The sequence below is a fragment of the Prevotella disiens genome, from assembly GCF_900454955.1.
In the GTDB taxonomy this organism is placed as follows: Bacteria; Bacteroidota; Bacteroidia; order Bacteroidales; family Bacteroidaceae; genus Prevotella; species Prevotella disiens.
On the sequence record NZ_UGTL01000001.1, the window covers coordinates 875832 to 896644 of the forward strand.

Sequence of the window (20813 nt, forward strand, 5' to 3'; positions counted from 1 at the left end):
TGGGGTTTATCATATCAATTAATCAATCGGAAAATTTATCGATTCATGAACTTTTTGCCATTCTGAATAACAATGCCTTTATAGTTTTTGCCAACTTTCTGTCCAGCAAGGTTATAGAGTGGGGCATCGTTTGTTGTGATAGTGGTCTTTATACCGTCAATATTGGTTGAACCAATGGCCTCTAATCTGATGTTGTCAATGTACAAATTCATCGCATCTTCGTAATTTGTAGTATTCGCATGGAAGCCAATGTAAATGATACCATTTTTCTTTGTAACAAACTTGCATTCCTTATTCACAAAGTTATCATTATTGACCTCTGTGTCAGCTATCAATTGCTCAGTCATAGAGGCAGAAGCTGGCGCATAGCCATACTTAACTTCAAATTTTTCCTTACCAATGGTCTTCACATCGAACGTAAGTTTGTATTCCATATCCTTTTCCGTAGCGATGAAAGGAGTGAAAATCCAGTCGTTTTTAGCTGCTGTACTGCTGTAAATTTTAATCCATTTGTACTCGTAATCCCAATCCCAATAAGCATTACCATCACCGATATGCTCGGTAGTATAGAGTAAGAAATTGTCGTTTGAATTAAATTCTTCAGTATAAGGAACAGTAAAAGGCTTGCCAACCATGATTTTGTTTGATGACATTGGCATACCAACCGTGTTATCGTCTACATAAGGAGTAACGTCGAAGAAGCATTTTTCAGGTTTATCTTGGTTCACTGTGAAAGTATAAGGCGATGTTGCAGTCTTTGTAATCTCTGTGGCAGCAGGCATTTGAACAACCTTATACTTCACTTCAGCAGGGTTTACGTAGCCTCCATGAACACCTTCAGTAGAGTTATCCCAAGTAAGAACAAAGTCGGTATTATTGTCTGCACGTACTAATTTAACATTGCTTACAGCCTTTGGAGTGTCCTTACCAATGTATTGTTTGAGGAGTTCTGCCTTATCGCCATCACCCTCTATGTTACTGACAACCACTGTAAAGTCGTGTATTCCTTGTGTTGTGGTAACTTGCGCTTCTACATTTGCACCTGCTGTTGTGCTGCCGTTCGTGCTTTTTACACCATCAACATAAATGGTATAAGTGAGTGCGCCAGATAAAGCGCTGCCTGCATGGGTTACAGAAGGAGCTTTAAAATTGACTTTACCTGTGAGTGAACCATTTGCAAAGTTGAGGCTAAGGTCGGTTGATTTGCCTGGAGCGCCAGCCTTAATAATCTTATCGCCTGCCCAAATATAAGCAAATTCGTAATTTTCAGCAAACGCTTTCACCTTTGTGGCAGTACCTTTTGTAACATCAACCTTGTACAAACCGTTTTCACCGTTAGACAAAGTAGCGGCCCAATACATATTAACATTGTCGCTAGGAACAAATGTTGCTCCTTGTAGGACTGTTGAAGAAAGTTTTGTATTTCCAATTAACTGTGGGTATTCACCAGTTGTGCTCAATTTGTAGAGTTCTCCTTTATCAGTAATACCAAACAAATTTCCTTCTTCGTTGAAAGCCATTACCAAGAAATTCTTCATTGAAAATGTACAAATTTCTGTTTTTGAACGTTTGCTAAGGTCTAACAGACAAAGTTTGGCAAGATATTCGTTGTCTTTAAAAATGCTATAAACCTTATCTGTTTTAGCATCGTAAGCAATTGGAGAGGCTTCAGTAACCACATCAGCAGTTAAAGTGTTGCGTGTAACAAGCTGATAGTCTGTTGCATTGTAAATATACATTTTGTAGTCGGAACCATAGCCGCTGGAATTATCCATGTTAAAAACGTAGTATCGGTCTTTTACTTTTACGGCTCCATAATTGGGAGTTGCCACGAGTTCTTTTACAGATTTTACCTCTGTGCTTGTGTTAGTTGTGAAACTGAATATGCCGTTCATTTCGTATTTGTTCACAGCATGACCATACATGTTAAATTCTACGTCTGTAGATTGAGCTACAATGGGCAACGTTCCAAACATTGCCATAGTAGCAAAGATAGTTGTAAATAATTTTTTCATTGCTTTATAAGTTTATGAGTTTAATAGATTTCTTTTTATTTCTCTAAGTATTAGTCAATTATTTATTTGTTGTTTTGGTTTAGAATAATAGAGTTTAATGTTACTATTTTCTGCAAAAGTAGCGAATTGCTTTTGTAAATGCAAATAATAAATAGTTTTTTTCTATAATCTATCTTTCTATGCGCTACTTATGGTGTTCTGTTTATTGTAAATTTTCTTCTAAAAATATCTTACATGAAATTTATTTTTAATATATTTGTTACGGGTTTGTAATGTCTGTAATGTAATTTTGCACAAAATTTAAGAAATAAGAAATGCATAAACAAAAGTACATTTTTGCAACCTTATTGCTATTGGGCAGTATGGTGGCAAATGGGCAAGAGAAGGAGGCGGTAGACTTAACTCCGAAAGTTCACGGTACGATTCGTGGAAAATATGAATACCAATCAGAAGATAAAGAAGGTAGATTTGAAGTGAGAACCGCCCGAATAAGTTTAAGTGGGAAAGTTGCAAGTTGGGTGAATTATAAGGCAGAAATAGACTTATCTGATGAAGGAAAAATTAAAATGCTTGATGCTTATACGCAGTTCACACCCATTACCAATTTGAATTTTACACTTGGACAGATGCGTGTACCATTTACAATTGATGCCCACCGTTCACCACATCTACAATATTTTGCCAATCGTTCGTTTATTGCAAAGCAGGTGGGAAATGTGAGAGATGTGGGTGCAACTTTGGGCTATACGTTGAATTGCGGATTTCCGATAAGGTTGGAAGCAGGCATTTTTAACGGTTCAGGACTAACCAACCAGAAGGATTTCTGGACAAATAATATCAATTATTCGACCAAAGCACAGTTCTTTTTCCCACGCGGATTTAACCTTACATTGAGTGCGCAGAAGATAAAGCCCGACCAAATTTCGGTGATGATGTATGATGCAGGTGTCTATTATCATGCGCATGGTTGGCATGCAGAGGTGGAGTATCTTTACAAGCATTATGCTGACAATGCTTTTGATGGAGTACATGCTTTAGATGCTTTTGTTAATTATGATATTCCGTTGCGTAATAAATTCTTTACGAAAGTTTCGCCATTGTTGCGTTATGACTATATGAGCGACCATAGTGACGGTATTCGCTATGTTGGAAATGAACAAAATGAAGCGGGAAAGTTAAAAATAACTGATTATCAACGTTCTCGTTTGACAGGCGGAGTTACGCTAAGCATTGATAAACCTTTTGTATCGGATATTCGTTTGAATTATGAAAAGTACTTTTATGCGAATAGCGGAATACCCAAAACGTCAGAACACGATAAGTTTGTAATCGAAATAATGACACGTTTTTAGTTGAAAAGCTGTTTTTAGATAAATTAGGGCTGACACTTCTCGCAAAGTGTGTTAGCCCTTTTGTTTTGGTAGGATAGTTATATAGGCTATAGTTGGTCATGCCTTTTATCTTTTTGTTGCTCAATAGCGCTATTCCAGACTGTTTCCTCAAAGGGATACTGGAGTTTTCTTGTGGGGAAAATGTAGTGTCCCAATGAGAAAACTACTGTGCAAAATAATGTCATTCGCAGTAGCAAAGTTATAAGATTTTTGCTTTAAAAATTAAGTTATTTTACCATTGTTAGAGGTCTAAACTCTTATAATCAGGTACCGTTTCCAAGAAAACATAAGTTTGTTGAGCATAATCCATTTTGCAAATGTACGTTTCTATGCCATTCGAAACGATGAGATAATCAACATGGAGTAGGAGATTGTAAGCTGAAATTTGGTCAAAAACCTTTTGTGTGAGCTTAATATGTGGTGCTTTATATTCGATTATCATGCGTGGCGAAAGGTTTTTGTCGTACAAAACGCTGTCGGCACGTATCACTTTGTCGCCTACGGAAAGCGCAACTTCGTTGGCAAGAAGACTAACGGGATAGCCTTTGTGGTCGATTAAAAAATGAATGAAGTGCTGACGAACCCATTCTTCGGGTGTAATGACAAAATATTTGCGTCGCAAAATATCGAAGATTTTGCGACGACCGTCTTCGTTTTTTACCTTTATATTATAAGGTGGAAGATTGAGTTGCACCATAATTTTGTTTGTTTCCTATTTCTTCAGCTCGCTTCTAACTTTCCTTCGGCTCGTTTAAAAAGCAGATAGAATTTTGTTTTCTCTTATTTATCTCGTAACTTTGCATACGATAGAATAGGGCGGAAAGATGTTCTTTTTCAAAGTGCGATTTCTCGCCACGAGCATATACAAATTTCGTTTCACTCATTTGTATGCTGCGTGTGGCTTAACGAAATCGTTGAAAAAAACTTTTTGCGCACAAATTCACTACAAATATAGATAATTTTTCCGAGAGCTGACGTCTATTTTCTGAAAAATGGGATTGTAAAAGGCTGTGGAACGATAATAAAAGCTATGTCAACAAAACAAGGAACTACCTTTGAGACGATAATGTCCGACTTAAAAGCACGAAATTTTTCACCCATTTATTTATTAATGGGCGAGGAATCGTATTATATAGACAAAATTTCAGATTACATTGCAGAGAATGTACTGACACCCGAAGAACAAGATTTCAATTTGAATGTTTGTTTTGGGGCAGATGTTTCAGCCGTTCAGGTAACAGACATGGCGAAACGTTTTCCAATGATGGCAGAACGACAGGTGGTCATTGTTAAGGAAGCGCAAAATATTCATTCTTTAGATGCGTTAGAAAAATATTTGAAAAATCCAGCCAAAACAACAGTTTTGGTTTGGTGCCACAAAAATGGAAAAATTGACGCACGCAAGAAAGTGGTTGGCTTGGCACAAGCTAATGGGGTAGTGTTCGAAAGTAGAAAAATTAAAGAATACCAACTTGCAGGTTTTATGCAAAAATATTTGGTTACAAAAAAAATAGCAATCGACCCCAAAGCAGCACAAATGATAGCCGACCATGTTGGAGCAGATTTGAACCGACTCACATCTGAACTTGATAAGGTGGCATTATCGTTGCCAGAAAATAACAAAAAGATTACTCCAGAAATTGTAGAAAAAGAAATTGGAGTTAGCAAATATTTTAACACTTTCGAATTAAGAGATTCTATTGTTCATAGAAACATTTTTAAAGCCAATCAGATTGTTAATTATTTTGATAAGAATCCAAAGGCGGGCTCACTCTATTCTTTCTTGCCTTTGCTCTTCTCTTACTTCCAAAATTTAATGGTCGTCTTTTATTCTCCCAACAATAAAACAGAAAATGGAATAGCGCAAGTTTTAGATTTGAAGAACACATGGGGAGCAAAAGATTACTATATAGGAATGAGAAATTACACTGCCCAAAAAACAATGAACATCATTTCAAAAATTCGTGAGATTGATGCCAAAAGTAAAGGCTTAAATAACCCAAGTACAGAAGCAGGCGATTTGATGAAAGAATTAATCTTCTTCATTTTGCACTAACAAGGAGAACTAAAATAGGGCTTTTTAATCGTAATTTTCGATTAAAAAGCCCTATTTCTATACTTGAAAAGCCTATTTTTACCGCCAAAAATGCCTTAAAATGCCCCTTTTTCTACATTTTTTCATCTAAAAGGAAAAACTTATTTTATGTGCTTTTTTAACGTAAGTAGTTAATAATATGTTCTTTACACAGTTTTAAAACGCTTATACAGCGATTATTTATTTCACATCTTTACATCGCTTCGAAATATGAAAAATACGCTTATTTTTGCCGTTTTTTCAAACTAAAGATTTACTTTTTGCGTTTATTAGTATTTAGTTTATTAAAATACACCTTTTGTTTTGTAAATTAAAATAAAGTAATTTACCTTTTGTAGAGCATATTTAAAGACTTAAATAATGCACGTTTGTATTTATATTTGTATTTGTAAATCAAAATCAAACAATTTAGAACTTAATATGTTTAAATATACAACCTACTCAAATATAGTGTAAATTACTAAAAATCAGTATTATATAACAACTCGATAACCTAACTGCGACAAAAAGAGGACATATTTCTCCAAAATAAACGCATATCCTTTAAAATTTGATTTTAAATTGTATAATACTTTATTAATAGCCAGATTATTGCCTAAAATAGCCTATTTAAGGCTTTAAGTTATTTTTCTTTAGGTTTCTACATTTGTTGATGTAAATCCGAATTGCACACCTTTTATGATTTTAGATTCATATTTATTGATTTGTAAATGTTTATTTTTGAAAACAAAAATAGGTTCGATTTATTTGTGTATATAAATCTTTTGTTTTACCTTTGTAAAGTCATTGAGAAATAAGAAAAATCCTTTTAAACGGTAAACATTGGTATGAAAGATAGAATAAAACGCTTAATGGAGAGTCAGCATATGACCCAACAAGACTTTGCAGATTATATTGGAATTTCATCAGCATCTCTTAGCAGCATCTTTACAGGACGAACCAAACCTACATTAAATACGGTTGAGGCTATAAAAGGAAAATATCCGACTATCAGTCTTGATTGGTTGATGTATGGAAAGGAACCAATGTTCCCTGACACTGCTTCTACATCACAAAAAGAAAGCCAAGGAAATGTAATTCCAGAGTCTGTAAATCTTTTCAACGATATTCCTGCTGCCACCCTCCCCTTTGTAGATGACGAACCTCAAAAGATGGTGCAACCTGTAAATAAGGAAAGGAATATTGTTCAAACAAGTGTGAAATATATTGACAAACCACAACGCAATATTACCGAAATTCGTATCTTTTTTGATGACCAAACTTGGGAAACATTTGTTCCAAAAAAGTAGTTTTAGAAATTTAATTTTAACATTTCATTTTCTCAAATCGTTCTGATAATTTTTCAGATAAACTCCAAAAGTCGCCAACAGGTATTGTTTCTGGTTGGCGACTTTTTTCTTTCCTTCTAATTTTGGAATAGTTTGAATTGGCTTTAAAATTGCTTTCTACCCTCTGATAACGCATTCCTAATTTTAATTTAGAATATTATATATATGCAAAAGTAAATGTTTTAAATATGCAGTAATAGATTTTGCGAAAGCAACTTTATCTTTTTGTTTTCCCTATTATATAGTATGTGTTCATGAGAACGTTTCTCTCTATTTTTGCGCTGATAACTTTCCTCTACAACCCTCACCCAAACCGATTGAGATTACTATTTTTTTAATTTTTAAAAAGTGATATGCTATTATGTAGAAGCGAAAATTTTGTGTACCTTTGCACCTAGATTTTCTATTATATCATCATGAAAAAGAAATTTGTTCTCGACCTAAAGGTTGTTGCTGTTGAGCGTTTAAATGCTAAAAATGTGCTTTTAAAACTCACACAAGAGGCTCCATTGCCCGATATGAACCCAGGTCAATTTGTCGAAGTTAGGGTTGATAATACGTCTGAAACTTATCTTCGACGCCCTATTTCCATTAATTTTGTTGATAAATTGCGCAACGAATTATGGTTGCTTGTTGCTACGATTGGCGATGGAACTCGCCATATTGGTGCCGTTAAGGTGGGCGATACGCTCAATTGTGTGTTACCTTTGGGCAATGGTTTCAGCTATCCTCAATCCTCAACTGATAAGGTTTTGCTTATCGGAGGCGGTGTTGGTGTGGCTCCTTTGCTCTATTTTGGCGAACAGTGCAAAGCACGCGGCAACGAAGTAACCTTCCTTTTGGGTGGTCGTACTGCCACAGATTTGTTAGAGTTGGACACGTTTAAGCAATATGGTGAAGTGTTTGTAACCACCGAAGACGGCTCATTAGGCGAAAAAGGTTACGTTACCAACCATTCCATACTTCAGAAATGCGAGTTTAATCAAATTTCAACCTGCGGTCCAAAGCCCATGATGATTGCTGTGGCTAAGTATGCTCGTGCTGCTGATGTGCCTTGCGAAGCCTCTTTAGAAAATCTTATGGCTTGCGGACTCGGTGCATGTTTGTGCTGCGTAGAGAAGACCACAGAGGGCAATCTATGCGCTTGTACCGAAGGTCCAGTGTTTGATATAAAGAAATTGTTGTGGTAAAGCTCGCTCCGAGTGTCTATTCCCACCACATTATTATATATAATAAGGAAAGAAAAAGAAGAAACGGCAATGGCAGACTTAAATGTTAAGATAAGCAACCTTAAACTTAAAAACCCCGTAATGACCGCCAGTGGAACTTTTGGTTATGGTTTAGAATTTCAAGATTTTGTGCCTTTAAACCAAATTGGTGGTATTATTGTGAAGGGAACCACCTTAAATCCACGTCAAGGCAACGATTATCCTCGTATGGTAGAAACGCCAAAGGGAATGTTAAACTGTGTTGGTTTGCAAAACAAGGGTGTTGATTATTTCGTAGAACACATCTACCCCGAAGTCAGCAAGATAGATACCAATATTATCGTCAATGTAAGTGGCAATTCGCCAGATACTTACGCCGAAGCAGCCGAACGTTTAAATGGTCTTGAACATGTGCCAGCGATAGAGTTAAACATATCGTGTCCGAACGTGAAAGAAGGTGGCATGTCGTTTGGTGTAACCTGTTCTGGCGCAGCCTCAGTCGTTCGTGAAGTTAGAAAGCGTTACAACAAAACGCTGATAGTGAAACTTTCGCCCAATGTAACCGATATTGCCAGCATTGCACGCACCTGTGAAGCCGAAGGCGCAGACGCTGTTTCGCTCATCAATACCCTTATGGGCATGTCGATAGATATAGAGAAACGCGCCCATCGTCTTAGCATTCGTACAGGCGGATTGAGTGGTCCTGCCGTTAAGCCCGTAGCGGTTCGCATGGTTTACGACGTAGCCCACGCAGTGAAAATCCCTGTTATCGGTCTTGGTGGTATCTCTACCGCAGCCGATGCTATTGAGTTTTTAATGGCAGGTGCTACTGCTATTCAGATAGGAACCGCCAATTTTGTAGACCCACAAGTAACCATGAAAGTGCGCGATGGCATTTCCGATTGGTTAGATGCCCATGGTTGCAACTCCGTAACTGAAATTATCGGTTGTGTAGATTGATTGCTTTAATGTGGGTTCTAAAAATTATCTTTGCTGTATTTTGAGGTTTTTATTGAGAAAAAATAGGCAGTGAATGAGGGAGCATAGAGGATTATGCGACCGAAAGACCTTGCATAATCTAAACTTGAATGAAATTCGAAGATTGCAAGCAAAAATGTTACAGCATATATCAAATGCGAAAAAATCAGGATTGACCTTAAATGACTACTTTAAGGAAGGTCTTCATTTGATAAGTGCCATTTGTAAATAAAAGAAAGAAATGAAGTATTGTAATATAGATACAGATTATACTCCTAAAATTACAGGAAAAAGAGATGGTGATGTAGCCGTGGTGAAGAATAAAGGTTCATTCTCTAACAAAGAACAGGAAAAAGCGTTTGATGATTTTTTTATAGCCAACTACAAAGAAAAAAACAGAGTTTTATTATCCGATTTTCGGCTATTTGACACAAAAAATCGCTTTACAATTACTTACTTCCCTAAAACAAAATCTATCAAACAGTTAGATTTTATGGCTTTTGGCCCATACGAACATGGATTGCAGTTTTTGGTGACTCAAAAAGTTTATGATATAATTTCAAAGTATAGATTGCCAACACACAATAAAATACCAGCAAAAATTGACACCTTCACTCAGAACTATTATTTAGTGGGTTTCCCCATGCTTCCTAAAAATGCTTACGATTTCAACAAAAGCACTTTTTTCGATTACAAGAATGGGATTCAAGTTAAATTCCAAGGTATTGAGGACTATGAAACTGCAAATTATGATAGGATTACTGCAAAGCCACAAAGATTATTTCTTAAAGCACGAATCCAGTATGATATTATTAAAACTACAACAGGTGTATTTTTTTCATCCGAAATAATAAAAGAATTTGAGAAATATAATATTACAGGATATAGAATAATCGAGGGAATATTAGAAACATAATTTTCTACTCCAAAGTGTGAATTCTTCAAATACGTTTTATAATTTTGCACTTGCTGGTTGACTCTGCGAGTTTGAAAAAAACATCCATTACGTGAAAAATCCCACCAAAAGAGGTTATTTTGTCAGATTTTATTGCTACCTTTGTCATGTCAGTTGGTTGATTCTTTTATATGTTTAGTAGCACTAAGATAAGTGAATTTTCTGACATACACAAGTGTTTGAATACTTTTATGTATCAGGCACTTGCATTTCTTGCAAGCAAAAACGCTGCGGAAATAAGGAAAACAAATAAAAAATGAAAATATTTAGCACAGCACCCGATGGCAATGAAATGGCTGATATGGCAAATGCACGCTACTTTAATTTGGCTATAAAACAAATTGAAGAAAATGCAGAATGGTTAAAAACAGCAAATAAACCAACGCAAGCTCTTTTAGCACATATTGAAATACTAATTATGCTTGCAAAAAGATTTCCAATCGATGCAAATTTGAGCATCAAAAAAGACAAAGTAAAAGAATGGAAAAATACGTTTAACGATTGGTTTGAACGTGTTGGTAATAAAATACCTGCAAAGTACAGGGACGGTATAAAAGCCAATGGCGATGAACTCTTTAAACAATTGGAACAATATGGACACTAATAATTTTAATGAGTTAATAAAACCATTCTTTTGGATCGAACACGAAAATAGTGTTTCGGTATGTTTGAATGTTGGAGAATACAAAGCAGAAATTTTCCAAGCAAGAGAAGATGAGGGCTTTGAGGGCAACGGTTATGATTGGGGGACTTTAGCAAAAGTATTTTTGGAAGAACAAAAAACTGAACTAATAGAAGTCATAAAGTTTGACCCCGAAGCAGATATGTTTTGTGTTTATTCATCTAATCCAGATGCTCTAAAATCTTTTATAATTGCATTTAAAGAAACCTGCGAAAACGAAACTTTAATACAAGATTTATTTTTAAGAGCAGAATTAGATTAAAAAACACATCTTTATACAAACAAAAAACCGCTTCAAATGGAGTGTTTTTTTTGTTACAAAAGAAAAAAGGAGTAAAAAAACAGAGACTTTGAAAGATGTACAAAAGCAAATAAAACAAATGATGAAAGATTACAATATTCCAAAATCTTCGAGAAATTTTGCAAAAAAAATATGGATGTCACTAATATAGAAAATAAATTCAATAAGGCTTTGCGCCTGTTGGATTTAGAAAGAGAAGAAAGAGCTTTGGATATTTTAAATGAAATAATCATAAAGGCTCAAAAAGAAAAAGATGCTCTTTTTTTTATTCGTGCAAGTTGTGTTTTAGGAGAACTTTTTTTTCAAAAAGGGAAAACAGAAAAAGCACAACAATATTTATTAAATGTCATTAATACGCCGTATGAGAAAAATGATGTTGTGGATTATGAGAAAGCTGTAGCTGCTAGCATACTTCATCAGATAGGGTAATTTCATACATTAGAAAAATGTCTAAAAAGGAGGTAAGAATTATGTGTAATGTCAAATATATAATATGTGTTACATTTTGTATGTGTACATATTGTCATGCAGTTGCAACATGTAGCGATAGTATCACTAATAAATTTTCATATAAAGTAATTGAGACATTTGATTATTGCTGGGATAAGAATATCGTCTTTGCAGATACTAATTCCACAGATACAGCTTTATTTATTTCGTCGCACAAGTACATAATCTCTCCTATCTTTAATGCATTTTGTAACAACGAAAACAAACAGGCAGAGTTGGATAAAATCAAATATTGTTGTAAACATTCTCACATTAACGCCCAAAAGAGAACAAAGAATAATATACAACATTACTCCATAGAAATCAATATTTTTTCTAATATAAAGAACTACGCTCCCATAACTTTAAAAATGGAAGAACTCAAGAAACATGCCTATTCGATTGTTGATGTTATATCAGAATCTCCTATTATGTGTCTTGTTTTTATGGAAGCAGATTGTTTAATAGCTGTAACTTATAATATGTTCTATGATTTTGATGATGTATTATCCATTTCAAAATGCTTTGTACAAGACACTTCTCTGCAAGAAAATAGATGCATTACACATTCTACTGACGATTTGTGCCAATAAAAGACCAAAAGAAAGTAAAACGTAACCCATTATTTAAAAGTTATATATTATGGTGGTAATTTTTAGAACCCACCTTATACTTCAAAAGTGCCTATTTTGCAATGCAAAACCTATTGTTTTGAGTTGCAAAATAGGCTCTTTTGAAAATTAACCCATAGACTAAAAACTAAAATCGCACTTATTTCAGTGTTGAAAGTTTCTATTTTATGTCAGCATAAAATGTATATCAGAAAGCGATAAAGTAAGTTCTAATAAATCAAAAATAGAGAGATAGACTTTGCTATTTGGCATATTTACCGTATCTTTGCAATTCTAAGGCAGTATTTCGGCACTGTCGCTGGTGCTTTTTAGCACGAGAGGAAAGTCCGGGCAGCACAGAGCATCTTGCTTCCGAAAGTGAAAGCTATTGGCAACAGTAGATGAAGGTAGAAGAAAATAACCGCCTTGCTTGCAAGGTAAGGGTGAGAAGGTAGTGTAAAAGACTACCAGTGCGTTGGCGACAACGTAGCTGTACCGTTCAAGAGCTGCAAGTTCATGTAAACCGTTGTTTGAGGGTTGCTCGCCCAAGCAATATGCACAGCGGAGGGTAGAACGCTAAAACATAGAGGCGACTCTATGGTTAGATAAATGACAGGCGTCCTTATGCTCGAAAGAAAATAAGGAAACAAAACCCGGCTTATAGAGATACTGCTTTTCTTATACCTGCTTCTCCCCATAAAATGGGGGGAATGCAGTTTGTAAATGCAAGACTTATGGAACGACATACCTATTATAGATACACCATTGACGATTTTCAACATCAAGTTGAGAATAAGATAAAGCATCATAAAGACGAGGCTAATTTCCCCAAAATGGAAGGAAATTTAGACCAAGAGGAATTGGATAACTATCTTTTTGACTATCAAGCAGCCCTTGATACAGAAGGTTCTGAGCGTACACAATATACCATCGCAGGCTTTTTATTGTCGCTTCCTATTCTTGTTTTATCGGCTTTCCCCGAAAAAACACTACCAGTAAAAGGTTACCAAGTGGTGCTTTTAGGTTTAGCCATCGGTCTTTTGCTTTTCCTTTTCTATAAAATTGTGATGAAAATCATTGTTCGTAGCAAAGTGAAACAAGCCAAAGCAGACCACCCCGAAGCATGCCTATATGTTGAAAAGGTGATGCGATACAACAAGTAATAACCCCTTTAAACATTGAAAGTTATGGAAATGCCCGATTTGAGTCAATACAAAGAAAAGTTCACTAAGAATGGTTTTATTGAGAAAATACACCGTATTGCGAAGCGTGCTGGTGCAAAACTCGTTTATGCCGCATTGGTTTTATACTATTTAATAGAAAGCGACAAAGTTTCATTGAAGGATAAAGCAATGATAATAGGGGCGCTCGGCTATCTTATTTCCCCATTAGATTTAGTGCCAGATGCCATTCCTATTGCTGGTTTAGGCGATGATTTGTCCATTTTAATCTTCGTTCTCAACAAAGTTTGGGGCGATGTTGATGAAGAAATCAAAAAGAAAGCTCACGATAAATTGTCGCAATGGTTCGATGAAGAAGAAATGAAAGCCACCGACAATCTATTTAAAGACAACGCAGAAGACATTCCTGTATAACCCAAAGCGAGTGTCTTAGACAAGAAAGGACATAAAAAAATGATTCAATATATGATAGTTGGCTTCGTGTTAGTTGCCTCATTAGCCTACGTTATCCGCATGATAATCAGAACTTTCAAAGTTTCTCGCAACGCTTGCGGAGGGTGTAAAGGGTGCGCAATGCGTTCACAAATGATGCGAAACCAACAGAAAAAAGAAAAAAAGAAATTACATTATCAACGCAATTGTTAGCGAAAAGTTTGGTCGTATCAATAAAAATGATTACTTTTGCACTCGCAATTGAGTTACGACTTCTATTGTAAACAAACTTTTTGGTGCCTGGGCCGGTCGGTTAGGTAACGGTCTGCAAAACCGTGTAGAGCAGTTCGATTCTGCTAGGCACCTCTTTAAAACTTGGAAGAATCTTCTTTCAAGTTTTTTTTATGGTGGGTTTTAAAAATTAGCTTTGCTGTATTTTGAGGTTTTTATTGAGCAAAAATAGGCAGTGAATGAGGGAGTATAGTGGACTATACGACCTAGAATAGAAATAAAACAATTGCATGTTTTGCAATGAAATATTTTATAATGTAAAATAATTTGTGTAAGTTTGCAGGTGAGTAGAGCTATCACGAATAACATCGGGGTTGCTAATATTCATTTTTTGTTGGTAAATAAAATAACAAGCGTTTGCTGTTTATTCTATAAACGTTCTGGAAACTTGGCCGTAGAAAGAACCAATGTAGTTAGAATAAGTTGTGAACGTCTGCGCAATATGCGTGGGCGTTTAACTTATCTTCTGCATTGTGGGTTCGGCCAAGTACCTCAGAACGTGGATAAGTTTGCGTCCACGTTCTTTTGTATTTGGCTGTTCCTCGTTTTTATTGAGTACACAACATTCGTTCAAAGTAAATTTTACTATGGCGAATAAAACTTTAACCTTGGCCAAAAAGGCTAAGAACGATGAGTTCTACACGCAACTTGGCGATATAGAACGAGAGCTTAAACATTACAAAGAGCATTTTAAAGGCAAGACAGTTCTGTGCAATTGTGACGACCCACGAGTGAGCAATTTCTTTAAATACTTTGCTCTGAACTTTGAACCATTAGGATTGAAGCGAGTTATTGCCACTTGCTATAAAAACAAAGAGCCTAATTTGTTTTCGCAAAACCAATCGGAGCGAGCCGTGTATATTGTCTATGAGGGCGACAAAAACGGCAACCGCATTATAAACGATGCCGAAATAGACGTGAAACCCTTGAAAGGCGATGGTGATTTTCGTAGCAAAGAGTGCATAGAACTATTAAAACAAGCCGACATAGTCGTTACAAATCCGCCCTTTTCTTTGTTCAGAGAGTATGTGGCGCAGTTAGTGGAATACGAAAAGAAGTTTGTTATCATAGGCAATCAAAACGCAATTACTTATAAAGAGGTGTTCCCGTATCTTATGAAAAATAAAATTTGGATAGGCTACGGATTTGGTGATATGGGATTTAAAGTACCCGATTACTTTGAACCGAAGGCAACAAGATTTTGGATTGATGATACAGGGCAGAAGTGGAGAAGTCTTGGTAACATTTGTTGGTTTACTAATCTTGATATTCAAAAACGCCATGAAGAACTCATTTTGTATAAGCGTTATTCGCCAGAAGAATATCCAAAATACGATAATTACGGTGCTATCAACGTAAATAAGGTTAAGGAAATTCCTTCTGATTATGACGGAGTTATGGGTGTTCCAATCACATTTATGGATAAATATAATCCAAAACAATTTGAGATAATTGGCATGGCAGAAGATAATGGAAGAGGTTATAGCGGAGTAGAATCCAAATGGGACGGAATCAATCCACATTGTGTTATTAATGGGAAGAATAAATTTAAGCGTATTTTTATCAAACGCAAGCAATAAAATTAGTGTAAATGCTACCTTGTAGGGGCGTGATTTATCACGTTCCTAACACCCTAATATTTGCTGAGAGGAACGTGAATCGAGTTGTTGAGCAAAGCGAAAAAATCACGCCCCTACGGCTAACGCCCTTGCTCGCAAATGAATATTTAGGTACCATTTTAAAGATGCAAAATCAAATTTTGAATACCTTACAATAAAAAAATAAGAACAATGAAAATAGAACTTAAACCAATCAAACTGAAAGACCTTTTTGAAGGTTATGAAGATAATGAAGAAGAGGGCGTTGTGGCATACGGCGGACGACTTGATGTGCGTCCTAAGTATCAACGTGAGTTTGTTTACAAGGACGAACAGCGTGATGCGGTCATAGATACGGTGCGTAAAGGTTTTCCTTTGAACGTGATGTATTGGGTGAAGAAAGACGATGGAAATTTTGAAGTGTTAGACGGACAGCAGCGAACCATTAGTATTTGCCAATATCTGAAGGGCGATTTTTCCATAAAAGAGCAATATTTTCATACGCTAACTGAAGACCAAAAGGAGCAAATATTGGATTACGAACTCATGGTTTATTTCTGTGAAGGTACCGATAGTGAAAAGTTGGAATGGTTTAAAACCATTAACATAGCAGGAGAAAAACTCTATGACCAAGAATTACGTAACGCTGTTTATACAGGTGAGTGGCTCACAGATGCAAAGCGACATTTCTCTAAGACAGGTTGCCCAGCAATGGGATTGGGCGATAAGTATGTGAAAGGTACGGCTATACGTCAAGAAATATTGCAACTTGTTTTATCGTGGATAAACGATGAGGCGAAAGGAACGACCGATGAAAAGATTCGTCAATATATGGCAGACCACCAACATGATAGTAATGCCAACGAGTTGTGGCTTTATTTTACACAGGTTATTTATTGGGTTGAAACTATTTTTCCGACTTATCGTCGTGAAATGAAGGGATTACCATGGGGATTGCTTTACAATGAATTTGGTAAACAATCATTAGATACAAAGAGATTGGAGGCAGAAGTTGCCCAACTTATGGCGGACGATGAAGTGCAAAATAAGAAAGGAATTTATGAATATGTGCTTACACGCAATGAAAAGTACTTAAATATCCGTGCCTTTGAGAAGAAAATTAGTCGTGCTGTATACGAAGAACAAAAAGGTATTTGTCCGATTTGTGGGAAACATTTCGAGATAGAAGAAATGGAAGCCGACCATATTATACCTTGGCACAAGGGCGGAAAGACAGAAAAAGATAACTGTCAAATGTTGTGTATGAAGTGTAATCGCACAAAATCTGGCAAATAATTGCCAAATAGCTCCTATTTGCTTGAAATGTGGTCTTTTTATTCGTAATGTATCAGATGAAATTGTAGTGTTGAGATGGAGCGAAAATACTTATTCTTATTACTTTTGTAGTCAGGAAAAAGAAGCCGAAATAGGTGCTAATGAATCTTCTTAAAACAGAATCTATCCCCCAATCTGCTGAAGGTTGGGGGATTTTTATTAGTATTCGCCTTTTGTAAATGTGAAATCGAGGAGAATTTGTTGAGGCGTTTTGCTTGAATGATAGGTATAACGGAAATTGAAACCTGCTTCTTTATAGATTTTTGTTCCCATATCTGCCTTTACTGCATCGAGCAAAGTTTTGCGTAAAGTAGCGGTATGTGCGTCAATAACGGCTTTGTTATCAGCTTCGTTGAAGAAAGAATGATAATAATGTATGGTGTGTGTGGCTGGTTCGTAAACCATACTGTCCATACGAGTATTATTTTCTAAGGGTGTAGGACAATTCTTTTCAGTAAATTCCTTACAATCTTTTGCGGCACGGTCTTCTAAACTTTCGTGACAACTAACAAGGGAAATACTTGCAAAGAGCAACAGAAAAACTTTATTTATCTTCATAAACATGCGGTATATTAATGTTTCAACAGCGCAAAGGTACAAAAATAATTACTGAAATGGTCATATAATGGGGACGATAAACTATAAAAGCAAAATGAAAAAGAAAGAGTTCGGTATTGCGCCGAACTCTTTCAACATTGTTTAATCTTTAAATCTTATAACAAACTTAACGCATGATGCGCTTAATGGTCTTCTGTTCTCCGTTTGAATAGGTAATGCGGCTGATACAAATTCCCTTTGTAGGTTGCAATAAACGTCTACCACAAAGGTCATAATATTCAATCTTTACTTTTGAATCGGCAGTGCAATCAGTAATACCAGCAGCATTATCACACCATACTATTTCAGAACGTTTTGTTTCGCCACCCCCTTTATATATCATTTGAATGCCGACACGCTTAAAATCTTTGACGTATGCATAGAACATGCGCAAGTTTCCTTTCAAGAAGAAGTAATCGCCATCATTATAACTAACAGGAATATCTGTCAAATTATCATCTAATTGGGAATAAGTTTCTGTGTCAAAAGTATAAGGTGCCTTGTCTGAATCGAAATAAACATTATAATAAAGATGCTCTGGCAAAATAAATTCGCCATTCACATCTTGTGCTTTGATGCTAAATACCACTGGTTGTCCGTCTTCTTCGCTATATTCTTCTAATTTTATATCTGCTGGATTGGCAGGTGTAAAAGGTTTATCAACGAAAATTGTAAGATTAGGGTCGGCATAGGCAGCCCAAACATTAAGTTCCTCCAAACCTTCATTAATAAGCATTAATCCCTTTTCATTACAAGTAAGTTTTCCTGTGGTAGCATCTAAATCGAAAGTCAAATTATCAGCATTTGACACTGTCATTTTCTTCTGTCCGTCGTCTGTTGTTTGATAGTCATAAATAGTTGGTTTCATGAAAACGTAATTATGTTCATCTTTGTTCAAACCAATATATTGAGGTTTAAATACAACTTTCGAATTTTCTTTTGTGCCTTTAATCCACATGTCAGGAGCATTTTCATCATCAAAAACAAACGGATTTTTTAAATAGAAATCGTTTCCGTCTATAGCAACTTGGGCTATAATATTCTCTTTTTCACTTTTAAGATTGAGGAAATTGAGTACATAAGTTGATGGTTCCAGTCCTTCAGGAAGTTCCGTTGCTGTTTCTTTGAAAGGTTTGATAACAATATCGGTAGTGCAAAATCCTCTCCATTCTCCTTCGGCAGTGGTCAGTGCAATAATCGTATTGGGCAATTCCGTTTCTGCATCTTTCCCATCGCTTACTTGTGTGAGCGTATTATCTTGTAGTTCAAACTTTACATCGCCTACAAATTTTCCGTCTGCTGTCATTTCAGGAATATAGTTAAGTCCGTCAGGAGTCTTTTCTAATTTAAGACGTGTAGCATAAAGATTGATTGTTTTTCCTTCTGAATCATAATCAGTATCAATAGCCTGTGGTGTATGAAGGACGTAAGAGCTGCCTCCAAGTGGCTCTAATTTAAGGTAAGAGAAGGTATAACACTTGCCCAATGCGTCATAAATGTATAAATTACCGTCCTTTCCTTTCAGGAAATTACCTACTGCACAAGTTTGTGGAACATAATCTATTCCTGTAGTCCCACCAGGTACTGTACAGAAAGCCTTCCGTTGGAGGTTTTCTATCGCCTCGCCTTCTGGTTTATCCCTAATGATTACATCAGAGATAATAGGTAATTTTCTCTGTGCTGCCTTAGCAAACATGCGAAGACTTTTCTGTTGTGACTGAGTTTTTAGTACAGAAAACAAATGTTGGTTGTTACTGTTCTGCGCCATAGACATAATAGAGGTGAGCGCAGCAATGATAGTAAATGTTACTTTTTTCATAAATATGTAACTTTGGTTAGTATAATCGTCCGAGTTTGAACACAATCTTTACCGAATAGGTTGGGAAAATGTTCGTAACATACGCCTCTAAATCGATATAAAAGGCTAAGAGGTGATGGGGTTTAGTTATTCACAAAAGTATAAAAAATTATGATAACAGAAAAAATATATTGTATTTTAATCTTAATATGTTCGTTATTTTTAATAAATATTTAACTTTAAATAAGCCTTTTGTAACTATTCTGTATTTTTATCAACTTCTTAGTAATGATAAAGATTCAAAAACGAACTGCAAAATTTTGATTTTTCACTTATACAAACGTGTATAATGGCTTGTACAAACTTGCTTTTATGGGTAGGAAAGGGGGGAACGTAAAAGCTTTTGGTTACTCTATTTTAGGGTTGTTGCCTAATTTTTACGTTGTAGACTCAGAAAAAACAAGCCCTCGAAAGTAGGGAAACTTTCGAGAGTTTAAGTGTAAATAGAGTGTTTCTATTATTTCACGACAACTTTTTTGACCTTGCCATTGGTGAATTTCACAATGTTAATGCCGTGTTGTAGTTCCTTCAATTGTTTACCTTCGATAGAGTAAATGCTCTTTACTGTTGTTTCTTCATTCGAATTTAGTGGCGCATCAATGCCTGCTGCAAGTGGGTGTAGGTCTTCAGCACCTAATATTTCTGTGGACATATCGCCCACTCCTGCTGGTACAACGTGGTTGATTGCAGTGTAAACACGTACGAAATCGATAAAAGGGAGGACTACTTTTTTTCTATTTTCGTCCACAGCATTTGCAATATCCATTTCTCCATTGTTTTCGTCTGATGTGTTATCGGCATATCCCCAACGATATCCTTTCTGCACATACCAACCTGAAACTGGGTCTTTAATGCTATTGTGTGGTAAGAGCGTACCTTTGAAGGTTAAGTTTTCTTTTATCCAAAGTGGATAATATTCTTGCTTGTGCCAATCATTGCGTGGAATAACTCCTTCTTTACCTTGATTGTCTGTCCAATGGATTTCTTGTACTGCTGTTGCATTTGGCTTGTAAGTGATTTCGTAATTGTAAATAACTTGGTCAGGACAATCAACATCGGCACTTCCGCTCAGTTCATACCACTTGTCGTCGGGTTTCCCATTGCCATTTGTATCTTGTGAAACCATTACTATTCCTGGCTCGTTATTAGTTTTTGAAGCATTGCCGATGACTTTAAAGTCGTTGGCATTTTCGACATTAATGATAGGGTGGTCGAAATGGAAGGTGATGTATCCTCCGAATGGTCCTAAAGAAATCATACCTTTCTTGTTGTTAGCAATAAGGTCGGTACATTTTTTAGCAGCTGATTCTGGTGTGTCGGTTGCCGTCATTTCAGGCAAACTGTTTGTAAATTGTCCTGGTGCAGGTACAAATTCATCTACTGCCTGAATATAAGGGTTTTTTGTTTGCGCAAAAGACACAATTGATAAAGACACCAATGCGACTGATAAGTAAACTTTTTTCATAAT

General features: G+C 36.0%; 20 protein-coding genes, 1 tRNA gene and 1 other RNA gene. 17 read left to right on the forward strand and 5 right to left on the reverse strand.

All coding sequences use genetic code 11. From position 1 onward, the window contains the following. Positions 1-35: 35 nt before the first annotated feature. On the reverse strand, positions 36-2015 hold the full coding sequence (locus DYI03_RS03830) for a hypothetical protein (RefSeq protein ID WP_021670332.1): 1980 nt from the start codon (positions 2013-2015) through the stop codon (positions 36-38). A gap of 314 nt (positions 2016-2329) precedes the next feature. Here DYI03_RS03830 and DYI03_RS03835 point away from each other — a divergent pair, with 314 nt between their 5' ends. Beyond that, the gene (locus DYI03_RS03835; RefSeq protein ID WP_021670333.1) at positions 2330-3367 is read left to right on the forward strand and encodes a porin; all 1038 of its coding nucleotides are present in this window, start codon (positions 2330-2332) and stop codon (positions 3365-3367) included. 280 nt (positions 3368-3647) lie between these two features. Here the strand turns inward: DYI03_RS03835 and DYI03_RS03840 are convergent, their stop codons facing one another. Next, entirely contained in the window at positions 3648-4103 is a 456-nt protein-coding gene (locus tag DYI03_RS03840) for a type I restriction enzyme HsdR N-terminal domain-containing protein (protein WP_021670334.1), read from the reverse strand. 333 nt (positions 4104-4436) lie between these two features. On the opposite strand from DYI03_RS03840, the gene holA reads away from it, so the two are divergent. From holA to DYI03_RS03915, 16 genes are all read left to right on the forward strand, one after another. Next, positions 4437-5462 carry a DNA polymerase III subunit delta gene (gene holA / locus DYI03_RS03845; protein WP_021670336.1) on the forward strand — a complete coding sequence of 342 codons (1026 nt, stop codon included), beginning with the start codon at positions 4437-4439 and terminating at the stop codon, positions 5460-5462. Positions 5463-6328: 866 nt separating this feature from the next. Beyond that, positions 6329-6790: a helix-turn-helix domain-containing protein gene (locus DYI03_RS03850; RefSeq protein WP_021670337.1), complete on the forward strand. Its 462-nt coding sequence runs from the start codon at positions 6329-6331 to the stop codon at positions 6788-6790. A gap of 455 nt (positions 6791-7245) precedes the next feature. After that, complete coding sequence (locus DYI03_RS03855; RefSeq protein WP_021670339.1) at positions 7246-8019, forward strand: dihydroorotate dehydrogenase electron transfer subunit; 774 nt, start codon at positions 7246-7248, stop codon at positions 8017-8019. A gap of 69 nt (positions 8020-8088) precedes the next feature. Continuing rightward, positions 8089-8997 (forward strand): dihydroorotate dehydrogenase, encoded by a 909-nt coding sequence (locus DYI03_RS03860; RefSeq protein ID WP_004356327.1) that lies wholly within the window; start codon positions 8089-8091, stop codon positions 8995-8997. 259 nt (positions 8998-9256) lie between these two features. Beyond that, positions 9257-9931 carry a hypothetical protein gene (locus tag DYI03_RS03865; protein ID WP_021670341.1) on the forward strand — a complete coding sequence of 225 codons (675 nt, stop codon included), beginning with the start codon at positions 9257-9259 and terminating at the stop codon, positions 9929-9931. 295 nt (positions 9932-10226) lie between these two features. Then, positions 10227-10574, forward strand: coding sequence for a hypothetical protein (locus tag DYI03_RS03870; protein WP_011608529.1), 348 nt, complete (start codon positions 10227-10229; stop codon positions 10572-10574). Then, positions 10564-10914, forward strand: coding sequence for an immunity 51 family protein (locus DYI03_RS03875; protein ID WP_021670343.1), 351 nt, complete (start codon positions 10564-10566; stop codon positions 10912-10914). Before DYI03_RS03870 ends, DYI03_RS03875 begins: the two co-directional genes overlap by 11 nt. 171 nt (positions 10915-11085) lie before the next feature. Then, on the forward strand, positions 11086-11382 hold the full coding sequence (locus DYI03_RS03880) for a hypothetical protein (protein ID WP_021670344.1): 297 nt from the start codon (positions 11086-11088) through the stop codon (positions 11380-11382). Between the two features lie 431 nt (positions 11383-11813). Beyond that, on the forward strand, positions 11814-12035 hold the full coding sequence (locus DYI03_RS13940; RefSeq protein ID WP_244916333.1) for a hypothetical protein: 222 nt from the start codon (positions 11814-11816) through the stop codon (positions 12033-12035). Positions 12036-12352: 317 nt separating this feature from the next. Further along, positions 12353-12730: RNase P RNA component class A (rnpB, locus tag DYI03_RS03890), an RNA gene on the forward strand. A gap of 57 nt (positions 12731-12787) precedes the next feature. Beyond that, a complete protein-coding gene (locus DYI03_RS03895; protein ID WP_025064591.1) occupies positions 12788-13216 on the forward strand; it encodes a hypothetical protein in 429 nt (142 codons plus the stop codon). Positions 13217-13240: 24 nt separating this feature from the next. Next, positions 13241-13648, forward strand: coding sequence for a YkvA family protein (locus DYI03_RS03900; protein ID WP_004356373.1), 408 nt, complete (start codon positions 13241-13243; stop codon positions 13646-13648). A 39-nt stretch (positions 13649-13687) separates the two neighbouring features. Beyond that, positions 13688-13879 carry a FeoB-associated Cys-rich membrane protein gene (locus tag DYI03_RS03905; RefSeq protein WP_081686647.1) on the forward strand — a complete coding sequence of 64 codons (192 nt, stop codon included), beginning with the start codon at positions 13688-13690 and terminating at the stop codon, positions 13877-13879. 82 nt (positions 13880-13961) lie between these two features. Next, positions 13962-14032 (forward strand) — tRNA-Cys (locus DYI03_RS13395). Positions 14033-14544: 512 nt separating this feature from the next. Continuing rightward, positions 14545-15537 carry an adenine-specific methyltransferase EcoRI family protein gene (locus tag DYI03_RS03910; RefSeq protein ID WP_021670348.1) on the forward strand — a complete coding sequence of 331 codons (993 nt, stop codon included), beginning with the start codon at positions 14545-14547 and terminating at the stop codon, positions 15535-15537. A gap of 210 nt (positions 15538-15747) precedes the next feature. Then, positions 15748-16851, forward strand: coding sequence for a GmrSD restriction endonuclease domain-containing protein (locus tag DYI03_RS03915; RefSeq protein WP_021670349.1), 1104 nt, complete (start codon positions 15748-15750; stop codon positions 16849-16851). Positions 16852-17049: 198 nt separating this feature from the next. Here DYI03_RS03915 and DYI03_RS03920 read toward each other — a convergent pair whose 3' ends face one another. From DYI03_RS03920 to DYI03_RS03930, 3 genes are all read right to left on the reverse strand, one after another. Beyond that, complete coding sequence (locus tag DYI03_RS03920; RefSeq protein ID WP_025064592.1) at positions 17050-17448, reverse strand: hypothetical protein; 399 nt, start codon at positions 17446-17448, stop codon at positions 17050-17052. 166 nt (positions 17449-17614) lie between these two features. After that, positions 17615-19306, reverse strand: coding sequence for a hypothetical protein (locus DYI03_RS03925; protein ID WP_021670351.1), 1692 nt, complete (start codon positions 19304-19306; stop codon positions 17615-17617). A 496-nt stretch (positions 19307-19802) separates the two neighbouring features. Then, positions 19803-20810, reverse strand: a complete 1008-nt coding sequence (locus DYI03_RS03930) for a hypothetical protein (RefSeq protein ID WP_021670352.1) — start codon at positions 20808-20810, stop codon at positions 19803-19805. Positions 20811-20813: the final 3 nt, after the last annotated feature.

Coding starts and splice junctions, on each gene's coding strand:
- DYI03_RS03830 (WP_021670332.1), bottom strand. CDS start 2,015: ATGAAAAAATTATTTACAACTATCTTTGCTACTATGGCAATGTTTGGA.
- DYI03_RS03835 (WP_021670333.1), top strand. CDS start 2,330: ATGCATAAACAAAAGTACATTTTTGCAACCTTATTGCTATTGGGCAGT.
- DYI03_RS03840 (WP_021670334.1), bottom strand. CDS start 4,103: ATGGTGCAACTCAATCTTCCACCTTATAATATAAAGGTAAAAAACGAA.
- holA (WP_021670336.1), top strand. CDS start 4,437: ATGTCAACAAAACAAGGAACTACCTTTGAGACGATAATGTCCGACTTA.
- DYI03_RS03850 (WP_021670337.1), top strand. CDS start 6,329: ATGAAAGATAGAATAAAACGCTTAATGGAGAGTCAGCATATGACCCAA.
- DYI03_RS03855 (WP_021670339.1), top strand. CDS start 7,246: ATGAAAAAGAAATTTGTTCTCGACCTAAAGGTTGTTGCTGTTGAGCGT.
- DYI03_RS03860 (WP_004356327.1), top strand. CDS start 8,089: ATGGCAGACTTAAATGTTAAGATAAGCAACCTTAAACTTAAAAACCCC.
- DYI03_RS03865 (WP_021670341.1), top strand. CDS start 9,257: ATGAAGTATTGTAATATAGATACAGATTATACTCCTAAAATTACAGGA.
- DYI03_RS03870 (WP_011608529.1), top strand. CDS start 10,227: ATGAAAATATTTAGCACAGCACCCGATGGCAATGAAATGGCTGATATG.
- DYI03_RS03875 (WP_021670343.1), top strand. CDS start 10,564: ATGGACACTAATAATTTTAATGAGTTAATAAAACCATTCTTTTGGATC.
- DYI03_RS03880 (WP_021670344.1), top strand. CDS start 11,086: ATGGATGTCACTAATATAGAAAATAAATTCAATAAGGCTTTGCGCCTG.
- DYI03_RS13940 (WP_244916333.1), top strand. CDS start 11,814: ATGGAAGAACTCAAGAAACATGCCTATTCGATTGTTGATGTTATATCA.
- DYI03_RS03895 (WP_025064591.1), top strand. CDS start 12,788: ATGGAACGACATACCTATTATAGATACACCATTGACGATTTTCAACAT.
- DYI03_RS03900 (WP_004356373.1), top strand. CDS start 13,241: ATGGAAATGCCCGATTTGAGTCAATACAAAGAAAAGTTCACTAAGAAT.
- DYI03_RS03905 (WP_081686647.1), top strand. CDS start 13,688: ATGATTCAATATATGATAGTTGGCTTCGTGTTAGTTGCCTCATTAGCC.
- DYI03_RS03910 (WP_021670348.1), top strand. CDS start 14,545: ATGGCGAATAAAACTTTAACCTTGGCCAAAAAGGCTAAGAACGATGAG.
- DYI03_RS03915 (WP_021670349.1), top strand. CDS start 15,748: ATGAAAATAGAACTTAAACCAATCAAACTGAAAGACCTTTTTGAAGGT.
- DYI03_RS03920 (WP_025064592.1), bottom strand. CDS start 17,448: ATGAAGATAAATAAAGTTTTTCTGTTGCTCTTTGCAAGTATTTCCCTT.
- DYI03_RS03925 (WP_021670351.1), bottom strand. CDS start 19,306: ATGAAAAAAGTAACATTTACTATCATTGCTGCGCTCACCTCTATTATG.
- DYI03_RS03930 (WP_021670352.1), bottom strand. CDS start 20,810: ATGAAAAAAGTTTACTTATCAGTCGCATTGGTGTCTTTATCAATTGTG.